This is a genomic window from Neisseria basseii, from assembly GCF_962707005.1.
GTDB classification, from domain to species: domain Bacteria; phylum Pseudomonadota; class Gammaproteobacteria; order Burkholderiales; family Neisseriaceae; genus Neisseria; species Neisseria bergeri.
Map to the genome: position 1 here is coordinate 1 of NZ_CAUIXH010000077.1, position 259 is coordinate 259.

Annotated in this window: 1 pseudogene; it reads right to left on the reverse strand. The window is 57.1% G+C overall.

The features are described 5' to 3' along the window. Positions 1-259 (reverse strand): annotated as a pseudogene (locus Q9I99_RS11375) (type IV secretion protein Rhs); the annotation flags it as partial.

Here is a 259-nt window from a genome sequence, read left to right on the forward strand (position 1 = left end):
TTTGGCGTTGTCAAAGATTTGCGCCAGCGGTTCGTAGCTGTCTTGGTCGGTGTAGAGATAGGTGTAGCTGCCTTTGTAGGTGTACTCCTGCAATAGGCGGCTGCCGTCCCAGACGAAGTGGGTGCGTTTCGGTTCGGTGCTCGTCCAGGCGAGTTTGTCTTGGCGTTCTTTGGAAAGGCGTCTGCCGAACGGGTCGTAGGCGTATGTCCAGATCTCGGTGTTGCCGGCGGGCTTTTTGATTTCGGCGCGGACGAGTTGG